Source organism: Janthinobacterium sp. NFX145 (assembly GCF_049810325.1).
Classification (GTDB): domain Bacteria; phylum Pseudomonadota; class Gammaproteobacteria; order Burkholderiales; family Burkholderiaceae_D; genus Janthinobacterium; species Janthinobacterium rivuli.
Map to the genome: position 1 here is coordinate 2,746,523 of NZ_CP187360.1, position 24,597 is coordinate 2,771,119.

Annotated in this window: 23 protein-coding genes; 10 read left to right on the forward strand and 13 right to left on the reverse strand. The window is 59.3% G+C overall.

Annotation, left to right across the window (positions count from 1 at the left end; all coding sequences use genetic code 11):
* Position 1 precedes the first annotated feature (1 nt).
* The 3 genes from vioB to ACPJXG_RS12270 all read right to left on the reverse strand — a co-directional run bounded on the left by vioB (position 2) and on the right by ACPJXG_RS12270 (position 7,000).
* Positions 2-3,019: an iminophenyl-pyruvate dimer synthase VioB gene (gene vioB, locus ACPJXG_RS12260; protein WP_425254418.1), complete on the reverse strand. Its 3,018-nt coding sequence runs from the start codon at positions 3,017-3,019 to the stop codon at positions 2-4.
* Positions 3,016-4,326 carry an FAD-dependent oxidoreductase gene (locus ACPJXG_RS12265; RefSeq protein ID WP_219313819.1) on the reverse strand — a complete coding sequence of 437 codons (1,311 nt, stop codon included), beginning with the start codon at positions 4,324-4,326 and terminating at the stop codon, positions 3,016-3,018. Before ACPJXG_RS12265 ends, vioB begins: the two co-directional genes overlap by 4 nt.
* Before the next feature lie 520 nt (positions 4,327-4,846).
* Entirely contained in the window at positions 4,847-7,000 is a 2,154-nt protein-coding gene (locus ACPJXG_RS12270) for a TonB-dependent receptor (RefSeq protein WP_402718465.1), read from the reverse strand.
* Between the two features lie 74 nt (positions 7,001-7,074).
* Between ACPJXG_RS12270 and ACPJXG_RS12275 the strand changes: the two genes are divergently transcribed.
* Both ACPJXG_RS12275 and ACPJXG_RS12280 read left to right on the forward strand, forming a co-directional pair.
* Positions 7,075-7,362, forward strand: a complete 288-nt coding sequence (locus ACPJXG_RS12275; RefSeq protein ID WP_278316106.1) for a hypothetical protein — start codon at positions 7,075-7,077, stop codon at positions 7,360-7,362.
* Positions 7,363-7,364: 2 nt separating this feature from the next.
* Positions 7,365-9,596, forward strand: a complete 2,232-nt coding sequence (locus tag ACPJXG_RS12280; protein WP_099402183.1) for an NADP-dependent isocitrate dehydrogenase — start codon at positions 7,365-7,367, stop codon at positions 9,594-9,596.
* A 93-nt stretch (positions 9,597-9,689) separates the two neighbouring features.
* Here the strand turns inward: ACPJXG_RS12280 and ACPJXG_RS12285 are convergent, their stop codons facing one another.
* From ACPJXG_RS12285 to ACPJXG_RS12295, 3 genes are all read right to left on the reverse strand, one after another.
* A complete protein-coding gene (locus ACPJXG_RS12285; protein WP_035819413.1) occupies positions 9,690-10,133 on the reverse strand; it encodes a DUF411 domain-containing protein in 444 nt (147 codons plus the stop codon).
* 67 nt (positions 10,134-10,200) lie between these two features.
* Positions 10,201-10,569 carry a hypothetical protein gene (locus ACPJXG_RS12290; protein WP_158300138.1) on the reverse strand — a complete coding sequence of 123 codons (369 nt, stop codon included), beginning with the start codon at positions 10,567-10,569 and terminating at the stop codon, positions 10,201-10,203.
* A 47-nt stretch (positions 10,570-10,616) separates the two neighbouring features.
* A complete protein-coding gene (locus ACPJXG_RS12295; protein WP_099402180.1) occupies positions 10,617-11,960 on the reverse strand; it encodes a sensor domain-containing protein in 1,344 nt (447 codons plus the stop codon).
* 257 nt (positions 11,961-12,217) lie between these two features.
* Here ACPJXG_RS12295 and ACPJXG_RS12300 point away from each other — a divergent pair, with 257 nt between their 5' ends.
* Positions 12,218-13,834: a hypothetical protein gene (locus tag ACPJXG_RS12300; RefSeq protein WP_425254419.1), complete on the forward strand. Its 1,617-nt coding sequence runs from the start codon at positions 12,218-12,220 to the stop codon at positions 13,832-13,834.
* Between the two features lie 78 nt (positions 13,835-13,912).
* Here ACPJXG_RS12300 and ACPJXG_RS12305 read toward each other — a convergent pair whose 3' ends face one another.
* Together ACPJXG_RS12305 and ACPJXG_RS12310 are read right to left on the reverse strand one after the other, a co-directional pair.
* On the reverse strand, positions 13,913-15,277 hold the full coding sequence (locus ACPJXG_RS12305; protein WP_219313833.1) for an amino acid permease: 1,365 nt from the start codon (positions 15,275-15,277) through the stop codon (positions 13,913-13,915).
* 153 nt (positions 15,278-15,430) lie between these two features.
* Entirely contained in the window at positions 15,431-15,922 is a 492-nt protein-coding gene (locus tag ACPJXG_RS12310; protein ID WP_425254420.1) for an acyl-CoA thioesterase, read from the reverse strand.
* 86 nt (positions 15,923-16,008) lie between these two features.
* Here ACPJXG_RS12310 and ACPJXG_RS12315 point away from each other — a divergent pair, with 86 nt between their 5' ends.
* Complete coding sequence (locus ACPJXG_RS12315; protein ID WP_425254421.1) at positions 16,009-16,731, forward strand: GntR family transcriptional regulator; 723 nt, start codon at positions 16,009-16,011, stop codon at positions 16,729-16,731.
* Complete coding sequence (locus tag ACPJXG_RS12320; RefSeq protein WP_219136911.1) at positions 16,724-17,461, forward strand: SDR family NAD(P)-dependent oxidoreductase; 738 nt, start codon at positions 16,724-16,726, stop codon at positions 17,459-17,461. The genes ACPJXG_RS12315 and ACPJXG_RS12320 overlap by 8 nt, the downstream gene beginning before the upstream one ends.
* A 41-nt stretch (positions 17,462-17,502) precedes the next feature.
* Here ACPJXG_RS12320 and ACPJXG_RS12325 read toward each other — a convergent pair whose 3' ends face one another.
* Positions 17,503-17,976, reverse strand: coding sequence for a heme-degrading domain-containing protein (locus ACPJXG_RS12325; RefSeq protein ID WP_116744637.1), 474 nt, complete (start codon positions 17,974-17,976; stop codon positions 17,503-17,505).
* A gap of 94 nt (positions 17,977-18,070) precedes the next feature.
* Between ACPJXG_RS12325 and alkB the strand changes: the two genes are divergently transcribed.
* The 5 genes from alkB (at position 18,071) to ACPJXG_RS12350 (ending at position 21,077) form a co-directional block, all read left to right on the forward strand.
* The gene (gene alkB, locus ACPJXG_RS12330; RefSeq protein ID WP_425254422.1) at positions 18,071-18,733 is read left to right on the forward strand and encodes a DNA oxidative demethylase AlkB; all 663 of its coding nucleotides are present in this window, start codon (positions 18,071-18,073) and stop codon (positions 18,731-18,733) included.
* 89 nt (positions 18,734-18,822) lie between these two features.
* Positions 18,823-19,743 carry a GTP cyclohydrolase FolE2 gene (folE2, locus tag ACPJXG_RS12335; RefSeq protein ID WP_425254423.1) on the forward strand — a complete coding sequence of 307 codons (921 nt, stop codon included), beginning with the start codon at positions 18,823-18,825 and terminating at the stop codon, positions 19,741-19,743.
* 24 nt (positions 19,744-19,767) lie between these two features.
* The gene (locus ACPJXG_RS12340) at positions 19,768-19,926 is read left to right on the forward strand and encodes a hypothetical protein (protein ID WP_157814607.1); all 159 of its coding nucleotides are present in this window, start codon (positions 19,768-19,770) and stop codon (positions 19,924-19,926) included.
* A gap of 87 nt (positions 19,927-20,013) precedes the next feature.
* Positions 20,014-20,832, forward strand: a complete 819-nt coding sequence (blaOXA, locus tag ACPJXG_RS12345; protein ID WP_402718457.1) for a class D beta-lactamase — start codon at positions 20,014-20,016, stop codon at positions 20,830-20,832.
* Positions 20,829-21,077: a hypothetical protein gene (locus ACPJXG_RS12350; protein WP_425254424.1), complete on the forward strand. Its 249-nt coding sequence runs from the start codon at positions 20,829-20,831 to the stop codon at positions 21,075-21,077. The genes blaOXA and ACPJXG_RS12350 overlap by 4 nt, the downstream gene beginning before the upstream one ends.
* A gap of 158 nt (positions 21,078-21,235) precedes the next feature.
* On the opposite strand, the gene ACPJXG_RS12355 is transcribed toward ACPJXG_RS12350, so the two are convergent.
* The 4 genes from ACPJXG_RS12355 to ACPJXG_RS12370 all read right to left on the reverse strand — a co-directional run bounded on the left by ACPJXG_RS12355 (position 21,236) and on the right by ACPJXG_RS12370 (position 24,506).
* Positions 21,236-22,153, reverse strand: a complete 918-nt coding sequence (locus ACPJXG_RS12355; protein WP_425254425.1) for a hypothetical protein — start codon at positions 22,151-22,153, stop codon at positions 21,236-21,238.
* A gap of 181 nt (positions 22,154-22,334) precedes the next feature.
* Positions 22,335-23,015, reverse strand: a complete 681-nt coding sequence (locus ACPJXG_RS12360; protein ID WP_425254426.1) for a hypothetical protein — start codon at positions 23,013-23,015, stop codon at positions 22,335-22,337.
* Positions 23,016-23,022: 7 nt separating this feature from the next.
* Positions 23,023-24,099 carry a ParA family protein gene (locus ACPJXG_RS12365; protein WP_425254427.1) on the reverse strand — a complete coding sequence of 359 codons (1,077 nt, stop codon included), beginning with the start codon at positions 24,097-24,099 and terminating at the stop codon, positions 23,023-23,025.
* A gap of 47 nt (positions 24,100-24,146) precedes the next feature.
* Complete coding sequence (locus tag ACPJXG_RS12370; protein WP_425254428.1) at positions 24,147-24,506, reverse strand: hypothetical protein; 360 nt, start codon at positions 24,504-24,506, stop codon at positions 24,147-24,149.
* Between the last annotated feature and the right edge of the window lie 91 nt (positions 24,507-24,597).

The window sequence follows — 24,597 nt, forward strand, 5'->3', positions numbered from 1 at the left end:
TTCAAGCCTCTCTTGACATCTTTCCCCGAGATAAATCGGTAAGTTGCTGATTAAAAAATTCCAACATTTCTATCGGCGCCATGCCGATGGCATCGCTCTCAAGGCTGCGCGCGTACTGCGCCAGCGCCAGGCATTTCTGCGCCAGCATGTCGCAGCCCAGGCTGTAGTCGCTGCTGACCCTGCTGCTGACGGGCGCGGGCACGGGCGGTCCCGCATGGCGGCCGGGCACGCCGGACGGCATGTTCATCAGGGCGGCCGACAGGGGACGCAACAGGCCGGTCATGATGTCGATGGAGGCGTTCATCAGGCGCGAGCGGCGCAGGCTGCCCAGCGGCTGCTGCGCGAAATGGTGCGCCATCATCAGGAAGGTCAGTTCGTAGCAGTCTTGATACAGTTGCATCAGGGCACGCGCCTTCTGATCGGTCACCACGGTGCAGTCCGCGCGCGCTTCCAGCACGGGATTCTTCAGCGCCGGCACGGCCGGCTCGAACGGCTTGTCGCAGGCTGAAAACTTGCCGGCGACGGTGCGCAGCCGCTGGAAGTGCGACGAGGCGAAATGCGGCGAATCGACGGCCACGCCTTCGCCCTGTTCCGTGACGAAATCGATGGCGAACAAGGCGCTGTCGCGGTCGGACACTTCCAGCTGGTAGCCGGGATAGGCGCGGTTGGTCAGTTCTTTCAGGAACAAATGGTGTTCGCCGCCGCGCTTGCCGCCGCCGCTCTCGAACAGGCCGGGCAGCCCGGCCAGGGCCTGGCGGATCGCGATATAGAAGGTGGCAATCGATTTGCCCGGCGTGGGAATGTAGTCGGGCCATTCGAAGCGCACGAAGCGGGCCAGCACGTGTTCGGAAAATGGCTCGAACGCAAATTCCGTATCCAGGCCGAAACGCTGGCGCGCCTGCTGGCCCAGCAGCGGCATACCGCTGTAAAACGGCTCGCCCAGCGCCATCAGCACATTGTTCACTAATAAGTAGTGAATCATTTCTTCATGCGCGATTTCCAGCAGGGCGCCGCGCGTGCCGCTGTTGCGGCGCCGGTCCTCGGCGCCGCAGGCCAGATCCAGCTCGGCCGGCAGCCAGCGGCCGGCCTGCACCAGCGCTTCCCCCTGCGCATAATTGGGAATCGAATACGCGGCATACAGGTATTGCAGCATCAGCGACAGTTCCAGGTCGATGGCCTTTTTCAGCTCCTCGATCAGCTCGGCCTTGCTGCCGATGACAGGCGGCACCGCCGCTTCCGGCACCGCCGCCTTGGCCGCGGCTGCCGCCTCGACCTGGGTCAGGTATTTCAGGAACAGGCGCGATTTTGGCAGCGACAGTTCGCGGGTGCTGGGCATGTAGTAGCTTTTGTCGCGGTTTTGCGGATCGCACATCTGCCACATCAGGCGCGAATACGTTTCGCACTTGCACTGGTCCGCCAGGCTGAAGACCTTGTCCGACATGAAGGGATACACGAGCTCGTAGTAACTCATCACATGCCGGTAGAGGAAGGCGTAGTCGACCTGTTCGGCCGGCACGTCGTCGAGGTCCCAGTCGTCGGGCAGCACGCGCACGCCGAGGTATTGTTTGGCGTTGCCGGTCCCCAGCACGATGCGGGTCGCGCCCGGCTGGCGTCCCGTCAGGGTCAGCGCCGTGTAGCCATGCCCGAGCGGCGACGGCTGCTGCTGCACGGCCAGCAGCGCGCCGTCTTCCGCTTGCGCCAGGGACGGGGGCGCCGCCAGCTCGCCGCGGAAGCGGCTTTGCACGGTGATGGTCTGCGGAAATTGCTCGTGCTTTTTATGGTTCGGCGCTTCCAGGTACAGCTGGTTGCCGTCCGATTGCAGCACCCAGTCGGCTTCATTCCACTGCGCCTGCGCGCTGCCCAGGCTGAGCGAACCCGAGGCGCCAGCGTGCAGCAGCGGCACGTCGAAGACCCCGTGATGGCGCCAGTGGTCGCGGTACAGCGGCTCCGGTATGCGCGCCAGCAAGGTGCCGGCGCCGTCCCGCAGCAGCAGCTCGCCGAGCGCCTGCTTGCCGCCCAAGGCATGCGTGGGATGCTGTTCCGAGACGGCGCCCGCGTCGCGCGTGGTGAAGGGGATGGCCGTCGGCATGTTGAACGCGACGCGGTCCGCATGCACTTGCACCAGCACCGGCCCCAGGCTGGCCTGGCGCGGCTGCAGCAGACGGCCTGCCGGATAGGTGGCCAGCTCGTCGCGCCGCCACAGGCCGATGCTGCCGGCCAAGTCGTAGAACACGGGCGAGTCGGGTTTTAGCGGCGTCGACATATTGAACAGGCAGTACTGCACCGTCAGGCCCAGCACCTCGTCATCGGCCAGGGCTTGCTGCAAGGCATGCATGCTGGCTGGCAGCGGCAGGTCCGCATTGAACAGGAAATGCGGGTCCTGCTTGGCCACGGAAAACTGGAACAGCCGCGAGCGGCCAAATTCCTCGTCCAGAAAATGCCCGCTGCGTTCCGTGATATGGCCGCTGCCGAGCCAGCGCACCGAGTGCGCCTGCGCGATGTCGGCCGTGAACAAGGTGGGCGTGTTGGGCGTGGCCAGCTTGTCGCTCAGGGTGAACTGGCCGGCGTAGATCAGCGTGGTGTCCGGTTGCGCCGGGTTGTTGTCGATCCACCTGGCGCGGTTGAACGTCGTGCGCAGGTACTCGTTGTAGTGGCCCCACAGTCCCAGCCTGGCGCCCACCAGCGCGTCTTGCGTATCGACCTCGCCCTCCCGCAACTGGACACCCGTGATCCGCGCGTTTTCCCACGAGAAATGATTATTCCCGCCAAAATTGTGGCCTGCCGCCAGGCTGAAGATGCCGTCCGGATCGGGCTTGCCCTGTGCGTTGAAGCGGGGGGCAAGCTGTTTCAGGTGCGCATGGAATTCGGCTGGCGGCCGGCTCAGGTCGACAGCTTCGCCCGCCATCGATACCGCATTCGTGGCGATATCGATGTTGCCGTGCGTATTGCGATTCCCCGTCGGCACATTGGCGCGGGCAAAACCCCGAAAATGCAGGCGGGGGAAGTCAAGTAAGCTCATGCGCGCTCGGTCGAGGAAGTGATGAAGGTATCGTTGGCGGCGGCGACGACGTCGTCCCGTTGATCCAGCCGCTGCAGCAACAGGCCGCTGGCTTGCTGGGCGCTGATCAGGCTGCCTTCCATCCAGCCGCAATGCGCGGTATAGGCATCCGAGCAGGAGATGATGCCGTCGCGGTGCAGCAGCACGGCCGGATGCTCGGCTTCCGGCTCCACGCAAAACTCGACGCCATGCGGCCAGAACTTGTGGAAGTGCGCCTTGATCGGCGGCAGCGGCTGGCCATCGAGCGGCAGGACTTCTTCCAGGTGGCTGCGGACACGCTCCAGGTACACCTCTTCACCAAGCTCCAGGCTGTCGCGCCAGTAAGTGGCGCTTTTGCTGTCGGTATAGAACAGCACGTACTTGTCGCCCTTGAAGTAAATCTTGCGCAGAGGATTTGCCGCCATCAGCACCTTGTCGGTCAGCCCCAGCGCGTCCCACCAGGCCGTGTCGAACGTGAAGAATCCTTTGAAGAGGGGCAGGGAGTCGTACTGGAACGGGCTCCAGGCGTTTGGAAAATCCAGGTTCAGGCGCGGCATGGCGGACGGCGGGACGGTCATTACCAGATGGCGTGTCCGGTGCATATGCGTGTCGCCGTGGTGGCTGAAGGCAAGCACATGCTCGGCGCCGGATTTTTCAACGGACAGCAAGCGGTGTTCGAGCCGGAATTCCACCCCGGCGGCCTGCGCCTGGTGCTGCAACTGGCACAGCAACGCGTGGTAGCCGTCGGTGGCATAGTGCCACTGGTTGGCGGCGTTTTCCGTAAAGTGCTGCGTTTCCGGATGCTTCTTGATGATGTCGTAGGCCATGGCCGCCGATACCATCGGCAGCAGCAAGGCGTCATAGCCGGTCGCCTTGATGATCTGGGTGGCCCTGGCGGCGCCCAGGTAATGGCTGAAGAACGCGAGGAAGGAGTCGTTCGGATGCTCTTTCAGCATCGGGCTCAGGCCATCGAGCGTTGCCTTCAGCTCCTCCAGCACGCTATCGCGGGAGATGACCTCGGTGAACGGGTAGACGGCATGCGGCAGTCCGCTGCCCTGCATCAGTTGCTGGAAATGCGGATGCAGCTGCGGCGAGTAGCGGGCAGCGCCGAGTTCGGCAATTTCCTCGCCGTTTATTTTCCGCGACTGGATGCGGCCGCCGACGGTGGCATTCAGGTCGAATACGCGGATGCGCAGCTTCCTGCTGGCGGCCGCGTCGATCAGTTGATTGGCGCAAGTCAGGCCTCCGATGCCGGCGCCCACGATGCAAATATCAGAATACGTGCTCATACGAAATTCCTTTTTAACGTGCATTAATCAAAAAGCTGCAAAATCGCTAGCAAAAGTTTCCCCGGCACGTGTAGGCGAGGGAGGGGGACGCTGCGTGTTACCGCACTTCGCGAGCGTTATCGGCTGGGAAATGAAGAGCCTGGCGAAAACTGGCGTTGTGTCTGGAATGGTCGATTCTTGGCAGCAGAGTTTCTGTTTCAAATCAAAGATGGCACCGACAGTAGCCCACGCATCGGGCAGTCAATTTGATAAATATCAATGTAGTTGTCGTTCGGCGTGACGCCTGTGTTGATGCAGCGCTGCCAGCGCGGTGGCGGCGGCGGTGTGCCTGGCAGGGGCAGGGAGGACTGGAATGTGGAGCGGTGCGGGTTCTCCCGCCACTGCCCTGGTCCGTTAGACCGCAGTCATGCGGAGAGTTCCGCTGTTTGCCGATGGCGACAGGGCCGGCAATGGATCCTGTCGCCATCGGCGGTGGGTAGGTCTCTTTTTGCTGCTTTTTTTACTTTGCTGCTGGAGTCCGTTAAAAATCCACGGCGGCCGACAGTTGCACGCTGCGGGGCGCCGATTGCGAGACGGTGCCATACGAAGCCACGCCGGCCCAGTAATGGCGGTCAAACGCGTTCATCAGGCCGGCGCGCAGGGTCGTCGTCTTGCCGGCGATGGCCGTGCGGTAGCGCAAGCCCAGGTCGACCTTGGTCCACGACGGTACCGATTGCAGATTCGTCTGGTCGACGAACTGCTTGCTCGTGTAGCTGACGGCGCCCGTGGCCGTCAGGCCCGGCCAGTACGGCAGATCCCATTCGCCGCCCAGGTTGGCCATCGACGTGGGCACGCCGACGGGGCGCTTGCCGATGGTGGCGGCGCTGTTGGTCTTCACCAGGCGCCCGTCGAGCAGGGTGACGCCGGCCAGCAGGCGCACGGCCTTGCTGGCGGCGCCGGACAGGTTCAGTTCCAGGCCACGGTTGCGCTGTTCGCTATCCATGCTGTAGACCTTGCCATACAGCTGGCCGCTGGGTTTGCTCACCTGGAACACGGCCAGGGTCGCCAGCACGACGCCGAAATCGGCCTTCGTGCCCACTTCATACTGCTTGCTCTTGTAGGGCGCGAAAACCTGGCCCGCGTTGCTGGCGATGTTCGGCGCGATATCGCCCTTGCTCAGGCCCTCGATATAGTTCGCATACAGCGACACGTGGCGCAGCGGCTTGACGACGATGCCGGCCAGCGGCGTCAGGGCGCCCTGTTTGTAATGCGTGGTGAGCGCGCCGCTGGTGGCGTGGTAGTTTTTCGATTCGACCAGCTGGCGGCGCACGCCCAGGGTCAGCTGCACGCGCTGGTCCAGCATGTCCAGCGTATCGGCCACGGCCAGGCTGGACAGCGTGGAGGCCGACAGTTTCGGCACGCGGGCCGGAGCGGGAATGCCGGGATCGGGCACGGCGACAGGGTGGTAGATATTCGAAGTGATGAGCTTGCCGGAATTGCTCACGTTGCCAAACTCGTCGCGGTAGACATTGCCCATCACGACCAGCGCATGCTCGACGCCCCCCGTGCGAAAACGCGTGCGCACGCCCGTGTCGGCGCTGGCGCGCCGCACGCGGAATTTCCAGTTCATGGGCGTGACCGTCATGTCGCCGGCCGCGCTGGTGATGGTCGGCGTCTGGTCCGAATAGCGCGACACGTCGGAGCGCGTGCCGCCCACATCGGCGAACACGGTCACTTTATCGTTCACATCGTATTCGAGCTTGCCCAGGGTGGCCAGGTCGTTCGACTTCCACCAGCCCCAGGACTGGGCGATGTTGCGCCGGCCATCGGGCGCTTGCGGCACGGGCAGGCGCGCGGCCACGAGGAAAGGGCGCGTGGGCGCGTCGATCCACTGGTATTGCTCGATCACGTCGAGCGAGGCGCGCAGCCGCTGGCCCTGGTAGTCGAGGGCGATGGCCGCCACTTCCGCGCGCGAGGTCTGGTGGTCGAGCGGCGTGCGGCCCTGGCGGTGCAAGCCATTGACGCGGATGCCGAAACGCCGCTCGTCGCCGAAGCGGCGGCTGACGTCGATCGCGGCGCCAGCCTGCGAGCCCGAGCCGTAGTCGACGGTCAGGCGGGTCAGGTCGCGCGGCAGCGAGCGTTTCGGCACGGCATTGACGACGCCGCCCACGCCGCCGTTTGGCGACATGCCGTACAGCAAAGCGGCTGGTCCCTTGAGCACTTCGACGCTCTGCAGGTATTCCGTAAACAGGTGGTAATTGGGCGACACGCCATACACGCCGTCAAACGCCACTTCGCTCAGATTGCCCTCGTTGAGGGGAAAGCCGCGGATGAAAAACGAATCCGTGACGCCGCCGATCTGGCCCGTGAAGCGGGTCGATGGGTCGCCGCCCAGCACCTCTGCCAGGGTCAGCGCCTGCTGGTCCAGCATGCGCTGGCTCGTGTAGCTGTTGACGCTGAAGGGCGTATCGAGCAAGTCTTTTTCACCGAGCATGCCGGCGCGCGCGCTTTTGGCGATCTGTCCGCCGGCGTCCGCTTCGGCCTGGCCATTCACCAGCACGGTGGCGAGCGGGGTGGATGCTTCGGCCGCCGCCTGGGCGATCGCCTGCGGCGTGACGCTGGCAACGAGCAGGCCGGCGAGGATCAGCCGGGTGGTGAGGTGGGGGTGGGCGAGTGGGGAATGTGGAATGGGCATCAAGGGCAGCGTATAAAGTTAGTAGGGAGGAATTGCATGCACGACATTATAAATGAGAATCATTACGATCCATAATGACTAACATCGTCATCGCTGCCACGCTCACGACCATGCCGCGCGCGTGCCTGGAGGGCATTTCAGCGCGGAAAATGGCCATCCTGGGCCTTCAGATCCCGATATTTGCTGTCTTATATAAGATTCGTCGCCATCGGATACACAAACAGCGGCAGGACAGTCTAAAATACGTGGTGGGCAAGCACGGCGTCACCGCCGGCACACTAGCCGTCCAAAGCAAGGCTAACCGTCCTGTGTTTGGAATGAAGAAAGTTAACCACCAGGCATCACCGCATACAAGGGAATGAACATGGCAACACAAAAATCCAAAATCATCTACACGCTGACTGACGAGGCGCCGCTGCTCGCGACGTATTCCCTGCTGCCAATTATCAAAAAATTCACCGCGCCGGCTGGCGTGGACGTGGTCGCCAGCGATATTTCGGTGGCGTCGCGTGTACTGGCTGAATTTCCCGAATTCCTGACGGACGCGCAAAAAGTCCCGAACACCCTGGCTGAACTGGGCAAATTGACCCAGAATCCGGACACCAACATCATCAAGCTGCCGAACATCAGCGCTTCCCAAGGCCAGCTGATCGCCTGCGTGCGCGAATTGCAAGGCCGTGGCTACAAGCTGCCGGATTACCCGGAAGATGCGAAGACGGAAGAAGAAAAAGCCTTGAAGGCCCGCTACGGCAAGTGCATCGGCAGCTCCGTCAACCCGGTCCTGCGTGAAGGCAATTCCGACCGCCGCGCGCCGAAGGCTGTCAAAGAGTATGCACGCAAGCACCCGCATTCGATGGGCGAGTGGAGCCAGTCGTCGCAGACGCACGTCTCGCACATGCACCACGGCGACTTCTACCATGGCGAAAAATCGCTGACCCTGGAAAAGGCGCGCGACGTCAAGATGGAACTGGTCACGGCCTCGGGCAAGACCATCGTGCTGAAACCGAAGGTTTCCCTGCAAGCGGGCGAAATCATCGACAGCATGTTCATGAGCAAGAAAGCGCTGCTGGAGTTCTACGAGAAGGAAATCGACGACGCCTTCAAGACGGGCGTGATGTTCTCGCTGCACGTCAAGGCGACCATGATGAAGGTCTCGCACCCGATCGTTTTCGGCCACTGCGTGCGCATCTTCTACAAGGACGCGTTCGCCAAGCACGCCGCCCTGTTCGACAAGCTGGGCGTGAATGTCAACAATGGCATGAGCAACCTGTACGACAAGATCGAAACCTTGCCGGCGTCGCAAAAAGATGAAGTGCTGAAAGACCTGCACGCCTGCCACGCGCATCGTCCGGAACTGGCCATGGTCGATTCGGCCAAGGGCATCACCAACTTCCATTCGCCGAACGACATCATCGTCGACGCGTCGATGCCAGCCATGATCCGTATCGGCGGCAAGATGTGGGGCGCCGATGGCCGTCCGAAAGACGTCAAGGCAGTCATGCCGGAATCGACTTTCGCACGGATCTACCAGGAAATGATTGGCTTCTGCAAATGGCATGGCAACTTCGATCCGAAGACCATGGGCACCGTGCCGAACGTGGGCCTGATGGCGCAGCAAGCGGAAGAATACGGTTCGCACGACAAGACGTTTGAAGTGCCTGAAGGCGGCATCGCCAACATCACCGACCTGGAAACGGGCGAAGTGCTGCTGACGCAAACGGTGGAAGAGGGCGATATCTGGCGCATGTGCCAGGTCAAGGACGCGCCGATCCGCGACTGGGTCAAGCTGGCCGTCACGCGCGCGCGCAACTCGGGCATGCCTGCCGTGTTCTGGCTCGATTCCTACCGTCCGCACGAGAACGAAGTCATCAAGAAGGTACAGGTTTACCTGAAGGAGCACGACACCAAGGGCCTGGACATCCAGATCATGTCGCAAACACGCGCCATGCGTTACACGCTGGAACGCGCCTTCCGCGGCCTGGACACCATCTCGGTGACCGGCAACATCCTGCGCGACTACCTGACCGATTTGTTCCCGATCCTGGAACTGGGCACCTCCGCCAAGATGCTGTCGATCGTGCCTTTGATGGCCGGCGGCGGCATGTACGAAACGGGCGCCGGCGGTTCGGCACCGAAACACGTCAAGCAACTGGTGGAAGAAAACCATTTGCGCTGGGATTCGCTGGGCGAGTTCCTGGCCCTGGCCGTGTCGCTGGAAGACATGGGCATCAAGACGGGCAACGCCAAGGCCAAAATCCTGGCGAAAACCCTCGATGAAGCCACCGGCAAGCTGCTGGACAACAACAAGTCGCCATCGCCACGTACCGGTGAGCTGGACAACCGCGGCAGCCATTTCTACCTGGCCATGTACTGGGCGCAAGCCCTGGCTACGCAGAAGGACGATGCGGAACTGGCAGCGCATTTTGCGCCAGTGGCCAAGGCCCTGGCCGACAACGAAGAAAAGATCGTTGCCGAGCTGAAAGCAGTACAAGGCAAGGAAACGGATATCGGCGGCTACTACCTGCCAGATCCGGCGAAGACGGAAGCGGTCATGCGTCCTAGCGCCAGCCTGAATGCAGTGCTGGACAGCATCTGATGCAGTCCTGACAGGCAGTCAGTGCTTGACTGCCTGACACAAAAAAACGCCGCCGGAAGCGATTCCGGCGGCGTTTTTCATTTCCCCTCAGGGTTATTTGTAGTGCTTGTAGACTTCGGTGCTGCCATTGTTCTTGACCAGCAGGACGTCATACGCATCCTTGCGCGGTCCTTCCATGCCTGGCGAACCCATCGGCATAGCCGGCACGGCCAGGCCTTTGGCCTTGGGTTTCTCGCGCAGCAACTGCTTGATTTCGCTGGCCGGTACATGGCCCTCGATGGCGTAGCCGTTGACGAGGCCCGTGTGGCAGGAGCCGAGCGCGTCGGGAATGCCGGCCAGCTTGCGGTATTGCGCCGGCATCTCGACATTTTTCGCGCGCACCGTAAAGCCGTTCGCTTCGAGGTGCTTGATCCATGCGGAACAGCAGCCGCACGAGGCGCTCTTGTAGACTTCAATGACGGGCAGGGCCGCCATGGCGAACGTGGGCAGGCCCAGCATGGCGGCGAAGGCGCCGCGCACTAATAAATGTTTGATCATGTGCTGCTTTCAGACGAAGTAGGTCTATCGTGGCCACCTCGGTGGCCTGTGTGGGACGTGCTTGGGGTTATGCGGAAAGCGGTCTCGGCGGCCGGCGCGGGCCGTCGGGAATGAATCCCGTCGGCAAGGTGGACGTTGCGATGGCGACTTGTTGCGCGCCGTTGCAGGGCACGGCAGGCAGGGCGAGGCAGGGCGGCATCAGCGCGCCCGCGCAAAAACTGGAGCAGGCGCCGCATGCGGGGTGCTTGGCAGGGGGCTTGTTGTCTTCTGGCGTGCTGGCGCTGTCCGCAGCGTGATGCTGGCAGGCGGCCGGCATTGCGACGGCAGGTGTGGCTGCGAAAGGCGCGCACGCCAGCATGGCGCCCGCAGCGGCCGTTTGCAGTGGCACCGCCGTGATCAACAGCAGGATCAGCCATGTTTTGAAGAGTCTCAGCATCGCCGGAAAGTATAGCATGCGCGACTGTCGCCAAGGGCGGGCGTGGGCTAGCGCGAGGCGGCGGCCAGCACCTTCGAGGCGTACATGGCCCGGTCCGCATGGCGCAGCAACTGCTGCGTGGTATCGCCGTCTTCCGGATAGTGGGCCACGCCGATGCTGACGGCGATCTGCAATTGCTGTCCGTTGCCCAGGTGCAGCGGCGCAGCCAGGGCCGCATGGATCTTTTGCTCGATCAGGCTGACGTCCACCGGCGCGGCATTGCTTTCCAGAAGCACGACGAATTCATCGCCGCCCATCCTGGCCAGGGTGTCGGTTTCACGCATGCAATCGCGCAGGCGGCTCGCCACCGTTTGCAGCAGCAGGTCGCCACAGGCATGGCCGTGCTCGTCGTTGACCCGCTTGAAGTTGTCGAGGTCGAGAAACAGCAGCGACAGCCGGCCTTCCTGGCGGTGCGCGCGCGCGAATGCCGTGTGCAGGCGGTCATGGAACAGGCGGCGGTTGGGCAATCGGGTCAGCTCGTCGTGCATGGCCATGAACTGCATTTGCGTCTGCAACTGGCGGCGCTCGATGGCGGTGGCAAGTTGCTTGGCGACAAATTGCAGCAGATCCTGGTCTTGCGCCGAGCCGATGACGGCATCCTGGCCCCCTTGCAGAGCCAGCGCGCCGATGCTGCCCAGGGACGAATACAGCGGCACGGCCAGCCAGCACGAAGACAGGGCGCAGGCCGCCGTTTGCAGCGCCGCCGGCAGACCTGCCAGTTGTCCCGCCTGCAGACGCAGCGGGCGGCCGCTGCGCAGGACTTCGTCGCACAGCAGGCTGGCCAGGGACGAGGTTGGCTGGGGCGCGCTGTCGTCGGCATGGGAAGTCATCGGAGCTTGCACGCCGTGTTCGTCATGCAGCAGCAAGGTCAGGCTGCGCGTCGGCAAGTGTTCGCCGATGATGTGCTGGATGCGGTGCAGCAAGGCGGGCAAGTCCTGCGTCGCCTGCATGGCTTCGGAGATGGCGTACAGCGCGGCCTGCTTGGCCTGCGCCTGTTTCAGCAAGGTGATGTCGCGCGCCACCGCCACGCGCAGCTGGTCGGCGGCGGACCACCGGGCCGACCACATGATGTGCGCCAGGCTGCCATCCTTGCGCAGGTAGCGGTTCTCGAAGTGCGTCTGCGCATGGCCATCCATGATGGCTTGCGCGGCGGCCAGGGTGCGCGCGCGGTCGGCGGGAGCGACCAGATCGAGCATGCGCTTGCCGATCATTTCCTGCTGCGTATAGCCGAAGATGCGTTCGCAGGCGGCGCTGACGAAAACAAAGCGTCCCTCCACGTCGACCATGCACACGGCATCGAGCAACAAGTCGGTAAAGCTGGCCAGCGGGGCGTGCAGAATCTTGTGTTCCATATTGGCATTTTAATGGACATTCCCGGCAGAGATTCAACTTGTTGTGGGTAGTCAAGGCTGGCGGCATGAAAATGTTTCATTTCCCCGACGCTCATGCTTTGCCGTTTCTTGCCGTTAATGCAGTATTGCCATGCAGTACTTGCCATCACGCCAGATAACGTGACGCCAGGTTTGCCTGGCGCCAGGTGATTGCAAAAAAACTAACCATATCGAACTTTTATGATGCCTCTTCTCTCCATTTGCAAGGTGACAGCGCCATGACCTCCATTTCTCCACTGTCCAGTTGGAATAGCGCCCCGTCACGGGCCTCCGCCACCACGTCGAACCGCACGGAGGCGCCGGCGCCCGCATCCACGCCGTCTGCCATCGTTGCGCTCAGCCCGGAGAGCGTGAACGACGGCAAGCCGGCCGCGTTCGTGAAAGCGCCCATGGTGTGGGAAAGCACGACGCGCGACAAGGTCAGCGAGGCGATGACGAAGAGTTTCTCATCGTACGCGTTTGGCGGCCGCTTCAGCGGCCTGGGCGCGGCCATGCTGGGCCAGGCCAAGCTGGGAAACTATAATTTCTCGCAGGCGATGCGGCAGCCGCCGCCAAGCACCACGCCGAATATCTATGGCGCATCCGGCATCGCGCCCGGCAGCCTGCACGGTAATGGCGAAGACCGGGTGTCCCTCAGCATCACCACCAAGAGCGGCGTCGAAGTCAAGCTGTCGCTCGACAGCCAGGGCGACGGCCTGGCCGTGAACATGACGACCAGCGGCGACCTCAGCGACGCTGAAGCGCGCGCCCTGGGCGAGCTGGCGAAAGGTTTCCAGGAAGCCATCGACGGCATGGGAGAAAGTACGCCGAAAATCAAGCTGGAAGGCTTGATGCAGTTCGACCAGCAGGTGCTCGAGTCGGTGAAGCTGCATGCGGAAGTGAAGGTGCGGGGCGAGCCGGAAAGTGTTCAAACCCTCGATTTCCAGGCTGATGGCGCGCAGCGCAAGGTCAGCTTCAGCGGCTTGGCCGGCAGCGTCGACCTGAAGGTCGACGCCAGCCAACTCAATACCCTGGGCAGCAAGGAGCGCCAAGCCAAGGCGCTGGACAGTTACATGAAACAGTTCGACCAGGCGGCGTCGCGCGGCCATGGCGACGCGGGCCTGGTGTCCATGCTCAAGGATAGCTTCACTGCCTTGCACAGCAACGCCGCCGCGCCACAGGTGGCCACGGACAATCCCGCGACGGGCAAGTGGCGCCTGGCGGCCGAGGACAAGTCCATCCTGACGGGACTGGCCGATTTCAGCGCCTCCGTGTCGCAAACCGTGAAATTCAGCAATCCCATGCGCAGTGCGGAAAGGGATGGCTTCAATTATGAAGTGTCACAAAAGACGGAGCAGGCCGGCGCCAGCCAGGACGAGCGGTCGATCCGGCAGCAGCAGCAATCGAAGCTGAGCGCCAGCTTCCATGAAACGCTCGTCCCCGGCGTGCCGTTGCGCCTGCTGGACAATACGGAATCGCAGAACTATACCTACCATCAGATCGAGGATACGGCCAGCAGCGATGCGCAAGTGGCGTACAAGGATGGCAAGATGGTCAAGGCGAGCCTGCGGCAGGAGGGCAACCAGTCCGAGCGCGTCATGAAGTATTTCCTGGGCAAGCTGGAATCGGACAAGACCACGCCAGGCAACTATTCCGTGCTGCGCGACCTGCTGCCCGTGCTGGGGCCGTACAAGACGGACGAGCTGGGCATGACTCCAGAGAAAAAGGCGGAGCAGCGCCAGCAGGCGATGCTGACATTGAGCGACGACGTGCTGCTGCAGTCGTATGCGGGCATGACCATCAGCACGTGGCGAGCCGATGTGCTGCCGGAGGAGAGTGGGGCCGCCACGGCGTAAAACCGGCAGCCTCCAATGTCAAAAGCCCGTCTGCGAAGACGGGCTTTTTGTTTGCCGATTGCAAAATACAGCGCAAGCCTATGCCTTGGCCTTGCTTTGCTTGATCCAGTAACCGACGCCCAGCGCGGCGAGCCACACGGGTATCAGGTAGACGGAAATGCGCAGGCCTGGCGTCAAATACATGATCACCAGAATGCCGGCCAGGAACACCAGGCACAGGTAGTTGGTGAACGGGTAGCCCAGGCTCTGGAACAGGGTCGTCTTGCCTTCGATTTTCTTCTGTGCGCGGAAGCGCAAATGGATCCAGCTGATCATGGCCCAATTGATGATCAGCGCCGACACGACGAGGCCCATCAGTACTTCGAACGCTTCGCCCGGCATGAAGTAATTGACCACCACGCAGGCGCCCGTCGCCAGGGCCGATACGCCCAGCGCCACCAGCGGCACGCCGCGGCGGTTCAGGTGCAGCAGCGCGCGCGGCGCATTGCCTTGCTTGGCCAGGCCGAACAGCATGCGCGTGTTGCAGTACACGCCGCTGTTGTACACGGACAGGGCGGCCGTCAGCACCACCACGTTCAGGGCCGTGGCCACCAGATTGCTGTCGAGCGCATGGAAGATCAGCACGAAGGGGCTGCCGCCGGTGACGACGTTTTGCCACGGGTACAGCGACAGCAGGATGCCCAGCGCGCCGATGTAGAAAATCAGGATGCGGTAGATGGCCTGGTTGGTGGCGCGCGGAATCGTCGTGCTCGGATCATCCGCCTCGGCCGCCGTGATGCCCACCAGTTCCAGGCCGCCGAACGAGAACATGATGACGGCCATGGCCATCACCAGTCCCTGCCAGCCGTTCGGGAAGAAGCCGCCGTGCTGCCACAGGTTGGCCACCGAGGCTTGCGGACCGGCGTCGCCGGAAGCGAGCAGGTATGCGCCGAAGACGATCATGCCGATGATGGCGACCACCTTGATCAGGGCGAACCAGAATTCCATCTCGCCGAAAGCCTTTACATTGAGCAGGCTGATGGCGTTGATGACGCAAAAGAAGATCAGCGCCGAGACCCAGGTGGGCACGCCGGGCCACCAGTACTGCACGTAGATGCCGACGGCCGTCAGTTCGGCCATGCTGACGAGCACATACAGCACCCAGTAATTCCAGCCCGACAGGAAGCCGGGCAGGTGCCCGCAGTATTTGTCGGCAAAATAGCTGAAGGAGCCGGCGACGGGTTCGTCGACCACCATCTCGCCCAGCTGGCGCATGATCAAAAAGGCGATGACGCCGGCGATGCCGTAGCCCAGCAGAACCGAGGGGCCGGCCATCTTGATGGTTTGCGCGATGCCCAGAAACAGGCCGGTGCCGATGGCGCCGCCCAGGGCGATGAGCTGGATGTGGCGGCTTTTCAGGCCGCGCTTGAGCTCTTGTGGTTCGGTATTCCCGACTGCCGTCATATGTTTTATCCTGTTTTTACGGGGCTGAGGTCGCTGATTCTAAAGCATGCACGGGCAAATCAGGAGCGAAATGCATGTTGCACTGCGGAGACGCAAGAAAAGCCCCGCATCTTCGCCGAACGGCGCGCAAAACGGCGGCCCAGGCGTCCGCTTTTACGTGCCCGCCGCGACGATGGCTGGTTCGTACACGGCCAGGAACTCGGGCGGCAGGCGGCGCGCGCGCCCGCTGCTCAATTCGATGCAGATCAAGTCCCAGCGTCCACGCACGACGGTGGCGCCGTCGCTGTCGCGGATCAGCTGGAAGCGCCGTTCCATGCTGGAGCGGCCATCGCTGGCGCACAGCCAGGTGGCCAGGGTCAGCGCTTCGCCGGCCCGCGTCGGCAGCAGGTAGTCGTATTCGCCGCGGCGTATCGCCATGGCGCGGTCCAGGCGCCGGTAATCGTCGAGGTCCAGCCCCAGGGTGGCCGAATGGTGCCAGGCGATATGCTCGCACCAGCGCACGTAGACGGCGTTGTTGGTGTGCTGCAAGCCGTCGATGTCGCCCGCTTCGGGCGTGACGGGCAGGGTATGGGCGTGCGGATAATCCCAGTTCAAGTGCATTCCTTTCGAGACGGTGGCGGCTGATTGTACGGTCTGGCGGCGCATGCTGTCTTCGGCGCACGCAGGGAAAAACACTGTTTTTTCACATTGATGTATGATGCATCATAATTTTTCAACGATCAAACACACGCATGAACCATCAACTGGACAGTCTGGTGCACGTCAATCTGGGCAAGTCCGTGTACGCCATGCTGCGCGAAGCGCTGGCGGCCGGGCGCTTCCAGCCGAATGACCGGCTGCGCATCCGTGAGCTGGCGCTGCAGCTGGGCACGAGCGTCACGCCCGTGCGCGACGCCATGCTGCAGCTGGTGCAGGAAGAGGCGCTGGTGCTGCGCTCGCCCCGTGACTTCCGCGTGCCCGTGCTGAGCGTGGCGCGCTACCTGGAAATCCGCGCGCTGCGCCTGGAACTGGAAGGCCTGGGCGCGTTCGAAGCGGCGCAGCGCACCGACGCCGCTACCCTGGCCGACCTGGAGCGCCTGCTGCAGGCGAATGAAGAGGCCATCGCGCGCCACGACCTGGCCGCGGCCCTGCAATGCAACCAGGCGTTTCACCTGGGCCTGGCGCAGGCGGCCGGCATGCCGACCTTGAAACGCTTCGTCGACCACCTGTGGATGCAGACGGCACCCCTGATCGCCGCCGGCTACGCCAGCTTTTCGCCCGACATGCGGGTGGGCCACCACCACGCCATCATCAGCGCGCTGCGCCAGCGCGACGGCGCGGCCGCGCGGCGCGCCATCGAACAGGACATTCTCGACGGCGGCACGCAGATGCTGGCCTATGTCATGCGCCAGGAGCGCATCCACGCCGGCACAACCGGACAAGAACAGGATAAGGAAGAACAGGAACATGAGTGAACAGAAAACCGCCATCGTCACGGGCGCCAGCCGCGGCATCGGCCACGCCGTCGCGGAACGCTTCCGCAGCCTGGGCTGGCGGGTCATCACCGTCTCGCGCAGCCCGATTCCCGGCGGTTGCCCACGCAGCCAGGAGCACAACACGCATGTGTGCATGGACTTGTCGGACCTGAGCCAGATCGGACAGATGGTCGAGACGCTGCGCCCCATGCTGGGCGACTCGAAACTGCACGCCCTGGTCAACAATGCGGGCGTGTCGCCGAAAGGACCGGGCGGCTCGCGCGTCAATTCGCTGACCACCGACATGCAGACCTGGCAGGAAATGTACAACACGAATTTCTTCGCGCCGCTGGCGCTGACGCGCGGCTTCGCGCAGGAATTGTCGAATGCGCACGGCGCCGTCGTGAACCTGTGCTCGATCGCCGGCTACCGCGTGCACCCGTTTGCCGGTTCCGCCTACGCCAGCTCGAAGGCGGCGCTGGCGTCGCTGACGCGCGAAATGGCCAACGACATGGCGCCGCTGAACGTGCGCGTCAACGCGATTGCGCCGGGCGAGATCGACACGGCGATTCTGTCGCCCGGCACCTCGCACATCGTCGACACGCAAATTCCCCTGCGCCGCCTGGGCACGACGGCCGAAGTGGCCGATTTGGTGGAGTTCCTGTGCAGCGAGCGCGCCTCGTACATCACGGGCGCGGAAATTCCCATCGACGGCGGCCAGCGCATTTAGAGCCTGTCCCGGTAGCCGGCGCGGATGGCGCCTGCGAGGCGTCAGTGCGCGTCCAGCTGCGCCTGCAGCGCGGCCACCACCAGCGCGTGGTCGTCCGCCTGCGCCAGGCCGGAAACGGTGACCGTGCCGACCAGTCCCACGCCGCGTATCAGCAGGGGAAAGGCGCCGCCGTGGCCCGCGTATTCGATGTCATCGAGGTATTTCACGTCTTCGAAGGTGCTGCCGCGGCTTTTATACGAGATGCCCATGTAATAGGAGCTGCGGCAAAAGCGTTGCACCGTATTGTTCTTGCGGCGTATCCAGTCCGCCTGGTCCGCCGTGGCGCCCGTCATGGCGTGGTGGAACAGGACTTGACCGTTGCGCGTGATGTTGACGGTGACGGCCTTGCCCCGCTTGCGCACTTCTTCGACGATCCACAGGCCCACGGCCAGCGCGGCGTCGTTGTCGAAGCGTTCGAATTGCAGGGATTCTTCCTGCTGCGCCAGGGTTTGCAGCAAATCGGCGTAATGATCCATCGTCAGGGAGTCGGGTAGTGGCTGGAAGCGCTACTGTAGCGCACCATGGGGCGGCCGCGCGCGCTTTTTCCATGGCGCGGCTAAAATAGGCGGCATGAACCTGTCCCTGTTCGCCGATGAAGAGCAAGTCCCGGCCGGCCCCGTGCCGCTGGTGCCGGGCTCGTGCGCGTCCGTCCTGCTGCGCGCTTTCGCGCTGCCTTACCTGGACGAGCTGCTGCCGGCCCTGGACGCCATCGTGCTGGCCGCGCCCCTGCGCCATATGGCCACGCCGGGCGGCTTGCGCATGTCGGTTGCCATGAGCAATTGCGGCCCACTGGGCTGGGTCACGGATGGACGCGGCTACCGCTATGCGCGGCGCGATCCGGACAGCGGTCTTCCATGGCCGCCCATGCCGCCCGTGTTCCTGCGCCTGGCGCAGGCGGCGGCGCAGGCGGCCGGCTATCCGGGCTTTGTTCCCGACGCCTGCCTGCTCAACCGTTACGCGCCCGGCGCGCGCATGGCCCTGCACCAGGACCGCGATGAATGCGATTTCACCGCGCCCATCGTCTCCGTCTCGCTGGGGCTGCCCGCCACCTTCCTGTTCGGCGGCGCCGAGCGGGCCGACAAGGCGGCGCGCATCGGCCTGCTGCATGGCGACGTGGTGGTGTGGGGCGGCGCCGACCGCCTGCGCTTCCACGGCGTGGCGCCCCTGAAGGAAGGCGAACATGCCGTACTGGGCGCACAGCGCATCAATCTGACGTTTCGCAAGGCCAGCTGAGCTGTCAATACGCGCATTAATGCAAGATACTTGCAAATGCGGGGATTTTTCGCCATGATATGCAACTTGTTTGCATATGGAGTCATCCCATGAAGCGCGATTCGATTTCCTCGCCCCTGCCTGACGTGGCGGCCGGCCCCCATCTGGGCAGCCCCCTGCCGCTCGAGTGGGTCGGCATGCAGGGCATCGCCTTGCCCCTGTGGCTGGAAGAGGGCGGGCAGGCGCAGCAAGTGCATGCCTGGGCCGACGTGCAAGTCGATTTGCCCGACCCGCGCGTCAAGGGCATCCACATGTCACGTTTGTATCTGCTGCTCGATGCGTTTGCCGCCGCGCAGCCGCTCGATGCGGGCGCGCTGGCCGCCGTGCTGCGGCGCATGGTGGACAGCCACGCCGATTGCGGCAGCACGCAGGCGCGCCTGGCGCTGGCGTTTCCCTTGCTGCGGCGCCAGCCGGCGCTGCTGACGGCGGGCTTGTCGGGCTGGAAATCGTATCCCGTGCGCCTGCAGGCCAGTGTTACTTCGCAGGGCTTTGCGCTGTCCCTGACGGTGGAGATCGGCTACTCGTCGACTTGCCCATGTTCGGCGGCGCTGTCGCGGCAACTGCTGGCCGACGCCTTCGCGGCGCGGTTCGGCGCGGGCGGCATCGACGGCGCGGCCGCGCGCGGCTGGCTGCAGGAACACGCGAGCCTGGCCACGCCGCACAGCCAGCGCAGCACGGCGACGGTCACCGTGTCATTGACGGAGCAGGCGGAGCTGGAGCTGTTCCCCCTGATCGACCTGGTGGAGGCGGCGCTGGCGACGCCGCTGCAGACGGCCGTGAAACGGGCGGACGAACAGGCGTTCGCGCGCCTGAATGGTGCTAACCTGATGTATGTGGAAGACGCGGCCCGCCGCGTGCAGGCGGTGCTGGCGCCACGCCATCCGCAGGCGCGTGTTACCGTACGGCATATGGAAAGCCTGCATCCGCACGACGCCGTGGCGCAGGCGGGCAAGCTTGCCGGAGATTACTAGTCAACCACTGTGGAGGAGGACAGCATGCCGGAGAAAATCGAGCGGGAAGTCAATGATGACAGCCTGGAGGCGGAGCTGGAACGCGAACGGCGCGAGCATGCGCTGATCGACGAGGAAAAGCTGGGCATGGATGAGCTGGAAGAGGAGCGGCTGAAGCGGGAACGCCAGCCGGGCGGTCACTAAGGTCAAGGCAATGTTATCAGCGCTGGCATCGCGCCGTGCTGCCCGGTACAATTTCGCTTTGTCCTTCTCCCCCAACCCCGGAGGCCCATGAAATATCGCGCATTGTTCCAGTTTATCCTCGGCCTGACGGCCGCCACCCTGGCCGCTTCGCAGGCCCGGGCCGCCACCATCTGCACCGCCATGGCCGATGCCAAAACGGGCGCCGTCTTGCTGCAAGAGGGCAATTGCCTCGACAGAGTCACCCCCGCATCCACGTTCAAGATCGCGCTCAGCCTGATGGGCTATGACGCCGGCTTCCTCAAGGACGAGCACAAGCCGGCCCTGCCGTACCGCCAGGGCTACGTGGACTGGGGCGGCGAAGCCTGGCGCCAGGATACGGACCCGTCGCGCTGGATGCAGTATTCCGTCGTCTGGTATTCGCAGCAGATCACGCAGGCGCTGGGCGCCGAGCGCTTCCAGAAATACGCGAAGGCTTTGCGCTATGGCAATGCGGATGTCTCGGGCGATCCGGGCAAGGACAACAGCCTGGAGCGTTCTTGGATCAGTTCTTCGCTGAAAATCTCTCCGCTGGAACAGCTGGGCTTTTTGCGCAAGCTGGTCAATTACCAGCTGCCCGTGACGAAACAGGCGATGGAAGCAACGCAGCGCCTGACCCGCCTGGCGGACGTGGGCGGCTGGCAAGTCCATGGCAAGACGGGCGCGGCCTTCCCGCGCAAGGCCGACGGCAGCTTTGACGAAGCGCATGGTTACGGCTGGTTCGTGGGCTGGGCCAGCAAGGGCGAGCGCAGCATCGTCTTTGCGCGCCTGGTGCAGGACGAGCAGAAAGGCCAGCAGTCCGCAGGCTTGCGCACGCGCGACGCCATGTTGAAGGAATTGCCGGCCATGCTGGAGCAGGCGCAGAAGTGACGGCCAGCATCGTTGCCGCCACCTTCATCGCCACCGATGGCGACTACCTGGAAGCCATCATCGAGGTGGATGGCCAGCGCCTGCACGTGATGGACGAGTTTGGCGGCGCGCAGATGGCCGCCGGCACGCACGTCCAGCTCGAACTGTGGCCCATGACCAGCGAAAGTGACGATCAGGATGCGATCTTCAGCTCTTATCTTAGCCGTAAAAAAGGAAAGACCGCTCTGAGAGATGGATTGCTCTAATGCTCAAACAGCATATTACCGAAATTTAGACACTAGAATTTTCGTTATACCATAGAATACCTACGTGCATTTCAGACCGGCGACAATAGCATCCTGATTTTTTTCGATTTTCAAGAAGTCGCATAGAAATTTAAACTTGAAATGCATTAATAAATAAATTATTTAGTTTGTATATGATATTTTTTTAAATTGTTTGAATTGGATATTGATTTATTATGATATTCGGCCAGCCAGAGAAATTTATCTAAAACCTTGGTTAGTTGCGTCCCACTTGATTTATTATCCTTCTCTTTTTCTATGCTATGTTTTAGTTCGGTTAGTTTTTTTTGTATTGCTTCGTAGTGCTTCTTAATATATATATCCACGGAACTGACATGACTTAAGTAGTTTAATGGATCTCTTTTTGCGGATTCTGCAATCATAGGTATGTTCACGTCAATTGAAGAAATTGCATAGCCAATATAATCAAGAAATAAAAGCTCATCCAAACTGTCTTTTTGAATTATTGGTCGCCCATTGTACATAAATTCAGCTAAGATTTTTATTTTTGACATTAGCACCTTGTCTTTTTCAATTTCCGGGTGTAATACTACTCGGGGATGAATTGCAATTTTACTTTCTGCGGCGTAGGCTTCAATTAATCCTGTTCCTACTGCAAAGTTATCTTTTATGAGGCAATATTTATTCGAAATTCCACCACGGAGAAAAATTCCTCTTTCAGAGAAGCAATGAAATATTAGTGCTTGAAGTCTTATGGTTATTATAAAAAGTGCATTGGCGGAATGCATGTACATTAAGTCTATGTTTTTCAGGTCTTCAACTTGCTTAGGCTTATAAGTTATTATTATTGAATCGGAAACAAGGCAGCTACTAATTTCATAATATTTGTAAAGATTGAAGTGTTCATTTTTTGCATATTTTTCTTTTGTCTCTTTATTGTCAGCTAAATCTAGAATTTTTTTGTTGGCATCCATGAAAGAAATAAAATCCATCGCAACTTTATCTGATTCAATCGAGCCATTTATGTCCCGATAACCTAGCATATCTATGAATAGTGTCCACTGAATTAATTCCATTTTTCCTCTGAAAAATTTATTGTAAATGAATATGTTTGAAATAAAAAATCGACAAATATAAAATATCGGGGGGCATAAAATAATTGATGGTTTTATTTTTTAGATTGTGCATGGTTGATAATATTTTATTTGCAATTTTTATTGAAATTATTTCTCAATGTTTTTGCCTCAATTTTCATTCTTATTTAATTTTTGCGCCACTAAATTTTGGTTTTTTTAATGTGGTTTTTAAAGTTGCATCGGCATAAGAGGCAAGCCATAATCCTTTTTCTCTTACTGATGATGAGTTGCTGTGCTCCAACTCTGAAACAATATTTTCAACTGATGATTTTAGTTTTTTTGGGCGAATTTTGGAGGTAATGCCAATGTAGTCTATAAACCATAAGCCATCGTCCTCTTTAATTAAAAAGTTTGGATTTCCAATGCCATCAGGATAGACTAACGCAATGACTTCTGTGGAAATAACTACTCGGGGATATCTTGCGGTAGTACTTTCTACATCATACGCCGCAATTAACCCCGCACTGAAAGTAAAAGAGTTTATGGAGAAATGCTTATTGACCGCAATACCACCTCTGCATAATAATTCCTCGTCTAATAAAAGGCGTTGATACTCGGCGACATGAGTTGCAAATCCAGTAAAGCCTTTTGCATCATATGGTTTTGAAATTACTATTGAATCTGAAAATTGAGTGATCGTGCAGGTCGGATCATCATGAAATATATTTGCGGCTCCTTGATGACATTTGTATAGCTTCATTAGATAATCGACACTATCATGAGAAATGTCGTGGGCTACCATTTGCTTGAATCCTAAAATATCAAGAAATGCAACAAAATGTTGTTTGAATTCTGCTGTCATTTAATCCTCATGAAAATGAGTTCAGTATTTTTGCCAATTTCTCAAACCGACTTTTATAATCGCTCATACGCGCTTGCGCTTTTGTCCAGTTATTTCCTGACCAAGGAATTCCGCTTTCGGATATGCGCGCAGTATCTTCTCTTTGTATGTTGAAGACTGCCTTCCCTACATCTTGCATGAGTGGGGCTAATTGATTGAAATCTGGAATCTCAATCGCTATTGGTTTGTTGATGGTTGGCAAATAATATTTTTTTTCCGTACTGATTTTTGAAAATACTGGTTTTAGTGATGCGACGATTTCTTTTGGTAAACGATCCATCCATAATTTATATCCTGGCTTTGGTTCGCCTTTATATAGTTTAAAGGCTTGTATTATGCCACCTAAAAAGGCAGGTTTTCCAGGTCGGATAGGAAGCCCAAGTTCTAAGTATTGATCAACAATGAATGCATGCTCCCGCATCCAACGGTCCACAATTTTTGACAATGTATCTATTGCTTGAACGTTAAATCTATCTGGTGCAACTGGGAGGAAAAATGCATCGCATACTAAAAAGAATGCCCTTGTTAACGCGCCAGAGCTTGGTCCGACATCAATAAAAATATAATCATACTTTTCTTTTGCTCCTAGACGAATTAAAAAATCTCCAACTGATACATATGTACGCATCAAATTAGTTCGCATGCTTAATCGTTGAACGTGTGCCTCGGCTAGATCATCTTCAATTGTGCTTAAATCTACTGAGCCACGTAGGAGGTATAAATTATTTTCAACTTGTGTAACTTTTATTTTTGCCAAATCAATAAATGCCGCATCACCTCTAATGCGTTGATTTAAAGCATCTAATAAACTTGTGCCAGGCAACTCTGCTACATCTTTGATTATTTTACTTTTTGCTGCTATTGCTGCTTCTGCATCTAATTTTTGGATAGTTGAGGCAAGAGCGATGCCAGTTAAATTGCATTGAGGATCGGCATCAACCATAAGTACTTTTTTCCCGCTATTTGCTAAATAAGTTGCGAGGTTAAAGGTTGTGGTTGTTTTTGATACGCCACCTTTATGATTGTATAAAGTTATAATTTTCAAGTTTTTACCTTTAATATAAGTGGCAAAATTATTTTTATTTACTTTAATTATTTTTCAGTTTTCAGAAATTCAACAAATCTCATTGCCATAAAAATAAGAATTGATGCATATAAAAGCCACTCTACGGTCGTAAAATTTACCTTTGAATGCCAAATACCCCACAACGATCCGATGAGAATGGACATTGCCCCCATTAGTAAGATACCTTTTGGTAGCGGAATGCCACTTCTGTATAGCGTAATCATGCAGATTACAGATGACGTTCCAATTAAAATTGTGAGGAAAAAAGATGGCGAGGTCATTGCTGAGATAAAGTCCTCCGATTCTTTTGCTGTCTTGGAAGCAAGGGTATTTAATATTATGTTCAGGATTGGGATTAAGAAAAATAATGCGGGCTGCCATTTCATATTGGTTTCCTAAAAAATTTTCAAAAATAATACACCATAAATGTGGTGGCAGCAATTAATTCTAGCGTCCATTTTTGACTCATTTTTATTG

Excerpts from the sequence above, each read along its gene's own strand:
- vioB (WP_425254418.1), bottom strand. The coding sequence starts at position 3,019 with ATGAGCTTACTTGACTTCCCCCGCCTGCATTTTCGGGGTTTTGCCCGC.
- ACPJXG_RS12265 (WP_219313819.1), bottom strand. The coding sequence starts at position 4,326 with ATGAGCACGTATTCTGATATTTGCATCGTGGGCGCCGGCATCGGAGGC.
- ACPJXG_RS12270 (WP_402718465.1), bottom strand. The coding sequence starts at position 7,000 with ATGCCCATTCCACATTCCCCACTCGCCCACCCCCACCTCACCACCCGG.
- ACPJXG_RS12275 (WP_278316106.1), top strand. The coding sequence starts at position 7,075 with ATGACTAACATCGTCATCGCTGCCACGCTCACGACCATGCCGCGCGCG.
- ACPJXG_RS12280 (WP_099402183.1), top strand. The coding sequence starts at position 7,365 with ATGGCAACACAAAAATCCAAAATCATCTACACGCTGACTGACGAGGCG.
- ACPJXG_RS12285 (WP_035819413.1), bottom strand. The coding sequence starts at position 10,133 with ATGATCAAACATTTATTAGTGCGCGGCGCCTTCGCCGCCATGCTGGGC.
- ACPJXG_RS12290 (WP_158300138.1), bottom strand. The coding sequence starts at position 10,569 with ATGCTGAGACTCTTCAAAACATGGCTGATCCTGCTGTTGATCACGGCG.
- ACPJXG_RS12295 (WP_099402180.1), bottom strand. The coding sequence starts at position 11,960 with ATGGAACACAAGATTCTGCACGCCCCGCTGGCCAGCTTTACCGACTTG.
- ACPJXG_RS12300 (WP_425254419.1), top strand. The coding sequence starts at position 12,218 with ATGACCTCCATTTCTCCACTGTCCAGTTGGAATAGCGCCCCGTCACGG.
- ACPJXG_RS12305 (WP_219313833.1), bottom strand. The coding sequence starts at position 15,277 with ATGACGGCAGTCGGGAATACCGAACCACAAGAGCTCAAGCGCGGCCTG.
- ACPJXG_RS12310 (WP_425254420.1), bottom strand. The coding sequence starts at position 15,922 with ATGCGCCGCCAGACCGTACAATCAGCCGCCACCGTCTCGAAAGGAATG.
- ACPJXG_RS12315 (WP_425254421.1), top strand. The coding sequence starts at position 16,009 with ATGAACCATCAACTGGACAGTCTGGTGCACGTCAATCTGGGCAAGTCC.
- ACPJXG_RS12320 (WP_219136911.1), top strand. The coding sequence starts at position 16,724 with ATGAGTGAACAGAAAACCGCCATCGTCACGGGCGCCAGCCGCGGCATC.
- ACPJXG_RS12325 (WP_116744637.1), bottom strand. The coding sequence starts at position 17,976 with ATGGATCATTACGCCGATTTGCTGCAAACCCTGGCGCAGCAGGAAGAA.
- alkB (WP_425254422.1), top strand. The coding sequence starts at position 18,071 with ATGAACCTGTCCCTGTTCGCCGATGAAGAGCAAGTCCCGGCCGGCCCC.
- folE2 (WP_425254423.1), top strand. The coding sequence starts at position 18,823 with ATGAAGCGCGATTCGATTTCCTCGCCCCTGCCTGACGTGGCGGCCGGC.
- ACPJXG_RS12340 (WP_157814607.1), top strand. The coding sequence starts at position 19,768 with ATGCCGGAGAAAATCGAGCGGGAAGTCAATGATGACAGCCTGGAGGCG.
- blaOXA (WP_402718457.1), top strand. The coding sequence starts at position 20,014 with ATGAAATATCGCGCATTGTTCCAGTTTATCCTCGGCCTGACGGCCGCC.
- ACPJXG_RS12355 (WP_425254425.1), bottom strand. The coding sequence starts at position 22,153 with ATGGAATTAATTCAGTGGACACTATTCATAGATATGCTAGGTTATCGG.
- ACPJXG_RS12360 (WP_425254426.1), bottom strand. The coding sequence starts at position 23,015 with ATGACAGCAGAATTCAAACAACATTTTGTTGCATTTCTTGATATTTTA.
- ACPJXG_RS12370 (WP_425254428.1), bottom strand. The coding sequence starts at position 24,506 with ATGAAATGGCAGCCCGCATTATTTTTCTTAATCCCAATCCTGAACATA.